The organism is Sandarakinorhabdus rubra (assembly GCF_010994245.1).
Taxonomy (GTDB): domain Bacteria; phylum Pseudomonadota; class Alphaproteobacteria; order Sphingomonadales; family Sphingomonadaceae; genus Sandarakinorhabdus; species Sandarakinorhabdus rubra.
Genome location: NZ_WMHO01000285.1, coordinates 1 through 2,762, shown reverse-complemented (window position 1 = coordinate 2,762; position 2,762 = coordinate 1). Strand labels below are relative to the sequence as shown.

Genomic DNA, 2,762 nt, shown 5'->3' with positions numbered 1-2,762 from the left:
GCTGCCGGCCCCGCCGCCTCCGGCCCAGCTGCCGGCCGCCACGCTCATCACGCGCTGGCAGGCGCCGGAGGCCCGGCAGGGCGTGGCGGTGGATGGAGAGGCCTTCTATGCCGTCACCAACAGCCGCATCGGCAAGTACAGCAAGCGCGATGGCCGCAAGTTGGCCGAATGGATCGGCGATCGCGCCGTGGTGCGCCACCTCAACAGCTGCATCGTGGAGGGCGCCGAGCTGGTGTGCGCCAACTCCAACTATCCGCAGACGCCGATGGCCAGCTCGGTGGAGATCTTCGACACCGCCACCCTCGCCCACAAGCGCTCGATATCGCTGGGCGTGCAGCATGGCTCGCTGACCTGGGTGGAGCGCAGGGCCGGCCGCTGGTGGGCCTGCTTTGCCAATTATGATGCCCCGCGCAGCGATGGCGGCCGCACCAGCCGCGACACCAAGATCGTGATCTTCAACGAAGAGTGGGCGCAGGTGGGCGGCTATATCCTGCCCGACAGCGTGCTTGAGAAGCTGCCACCCAACAGCGTCTCGGGCGGCAGCTTCGGCCCCGATGGCCTGCTCTACCTGACCGGCCATGACGCGGCCGAGATCTATGTGATGAAGCTTCCGTCGCAGGGCCCGGTGCTCGCCCATGTCGGCACCATGGCGGCGCCGCTGGAAGGCCAGGCCTGGGCCTGGGACCGCAGCGCCGGACGGGTGATCTATGGCATCACGCGGCGCGCCGGCGAGGTGGTGGTGATGGCCGTGCCGGACGTTCCGACCCGCTGACGGTGGTCAGGCCTGCAGGGATGTCTCGGCGCGCCCGGCGTCTGCTTCCAGCTGCCCGGCCAGCCGCTTCAGGCCGCGGTGGATGTTGATCTTCACCAACGACTGAGACTGGCCGCTGAGCGCCGAGGCCTCGACGATCGACAGACCGTCGATCTTGACCATGCGGATGGCCTCGGCCTGGGCCGGGCGCAGCTGGCCCAGGAGGCCGCGCACGGCATGGCAGGAGACCACGTCGATCTCGTGGCTGGCGCAGCTGGTGTCCATCGCCGGCGCCGTCCGCTCCCGCTCCATGGCGCGCAGCCGGTCAACCCACTTGAAGCGGGCGATGGCCGCCAGCCACGGGCGCAGCGGCTGACTGCAATCGAAATCATGGCGGCGGTGGTGCAGCGCCAGCAGGGTCTCCTGCACGGCATCGTCCACATGCGCATGCGGCAGGCGGCGCCGGAAATAGCCGCCCAGCCAGGCGCCGACATCCACCAGCAGTGCATCATAGGCGCGTTGGTCACCGGCGCGGCCGCGCGCCATCAGGGCCGACCAGTGTGCGGTCGCATCGGCTTGTCGGGTTGCGGCGCGTATGCCGGAGGTGCGTGAGCCGTTTGCCATGGAGTCTGCCCTTCCATCAACGAAGGCCAGTGTTGCGGCGCGACAGGCCGCCGCACAGGCCCGAAGGGTGCATGGGTTCGATACCGCCCGGCTATGACGCGCAGGGCGCGCTTGCTGAAAATGCCGGTGATGATAGTCTGGGATCATCATGGAGATGCACCAGATCCGCTATTTCCTGTCGGCCGCGCGGCTGCTCAACTTCACCCGCGCTGCCGAGGAGTGCAACGTGGCGCAGCCGTCACTCACCCGCGCCATCCAGAAACTTGAGGATGAACTTGGCGGGCCGCTGTTTCGCCGCGAACGGGCGCGCACCCATCTCACCGAACTCGGCCGCCTGATGCTGCCGCACCTCGAACGCACCTACCGCGCTGCGGAAGATGCCAAGGCGCTGGCCCGCGGCTTTGGCAAGGGGCAGGTGGCACCGCTGGTGCTGGGCGTGTGCACGCTGGTGGAATCGTCCACGCTGGATGCCGTGCTCGCCGAACTGGGCACGGCCATGCCGGGGCTGCAGCTGAACGTGGTGAGCGGCACCAGCGAGGAACTGCTGGCACAGGCGCTGGCCGGCCAGCTGGACCTGATGATCATCGAGGCGCCGGCCGAGGCGCCCGAGCGGTTCGAGGCGTGGCGCCTGTTCAGCCACGAATATCGCATGGTGGTGCGGCGCGATCATCCGGCCGCCAACCAGAGCGAGGTGGCGCTGGAGGTGCTGGCCCGCGAGCCGCTGGTGGAGCATGCCTGTGAAGGGCTGGTGGCGCTGCGCCGGCAGGCCGAGATCGTGGGCATCAGCCTGAACCTGCGCCATGCCGCGCGCGACATGGGACAGTTGAAGCGGCTGATCAGCGCCGGGCTGGGCACCGGCTTCATGCCTGATCCCCGCGATCTGGCCATGTGCGCCGTGCCCGTGGCGGGCGCCGCGATCAGCGCCGATGTGGTGCTGGCCGGCATTGCCGGGCGGCGGCGCAGCCTGGCCGCCGAAAGCTTCCTGCGCGCCAGCCGCGCCCGGCGCTGGGACGGCGCTTCAGCCTGAAGGTGGCCCCAGCGCCGCCAGCACGGCGGCCGGTTCGGCGCGGCGGCGGAAATCCGGATCGACGGAGGCAAAGCGCACGATGCCGTCGCCATCGATCAGGAACGTCGCCGGGATCGGCAGCAGCCGGTCGCTGCCGCCCAGCAGCGCCGCAAGGTCATCGCCGCCGGCGCGATAGGTCGCCGCCAGTTCCGGCGGTATGCTGATCACCAGGCCGAGCGCCAGGCACAGGCCCAGATCGACATCACACAGCCCCAGCGCTCCCGCACGCGCCGCCAGCGCCGCAGCACCGCCGCCCACTTCGCCCGACACGGTGACCAGCCGTGCCCCGGCCGCGGCCAGTGCAGACGCGGCATCGCCCCA

General features: G+C 70.1%; 3 protein-coding genes and 1 pseudogene. 2 read left to right on the top strand and 2 right to left on the bottom strand.

Features of this window, described 5'->3' with window-relative positions:
- On the top strand, positions 1 to 772 hold a 772-nt coding region (locus tag GJV64_RS13420; RefSeq protein WP_164157862.1), incomplete at its 5' end, for a hypothetical protein.
- 6 nt (positions 773 to 778) lie between these two features.
- Here the strand turns inward: GJV64_RS13420 and GJV64_RS13415 are convergent.
- The gene (locus GJV64_RS13415) at positions 779 to 1,375 is read right to left on the bottom strand and encodes a sigma factor (RefSeq protein ID WP_235927760.1); all 597 of its coding nucleotides are present in this window, start codon (positions 1,373 to 1,375) and stop codon (positions 779 to 781) included.
- A 148-nt stretch (positions 1,376 to 1,523) separates the two neighbouring features.
- On the opposite strand from GJV64_RS13415, the gene GJV64_RS13410 reads away from it, so the two are divergent.
- Positions 1,524 to 2,402 carry a LysR family transcriptional regulator gene (locus tag GJV64_RS13410; RefSeq protein ID WP_164157860.1) on the top strand — a complete coding sequence of 293 codons (879 nt, stop codon included), beginning with the start codon at positions 1,524 to 1,526 and terminating at the stop codon, positions 2,400 to 2,402.
- On the opposite strand, the pseudogene GJV64_RS13405 reads toward GJV64_RS13410, so the two are convergent.
- Positions 2,394 to 2,762, bottom strand: a pseudogene (locus GJV64_RS13405) (hypothetical protein); the annotation flags it as partial. The gene GJV64_RS13410 and the pseudogene GJV64_RS13405 overlap by 9 nt on opposite strands.

What these genes read in the sequence shown, in the direction of transcription:
- GJV64_RS13415 (WP_235927760.1), bottom strand. Translation starts at nt 1,375, where the DNA reads ATGGCAAACGGCTCACGCACCTCCGGCATACGCGCCGCAACCCGACAA.
- GJV64_RS13410 (WP_164157860.1), top strand. Translation starts at nt 1,524, where the DNA reads ATGGAGATGCACCAGATCCGCTATTTCCTGTCGGCCGCGCGGCTGCTC.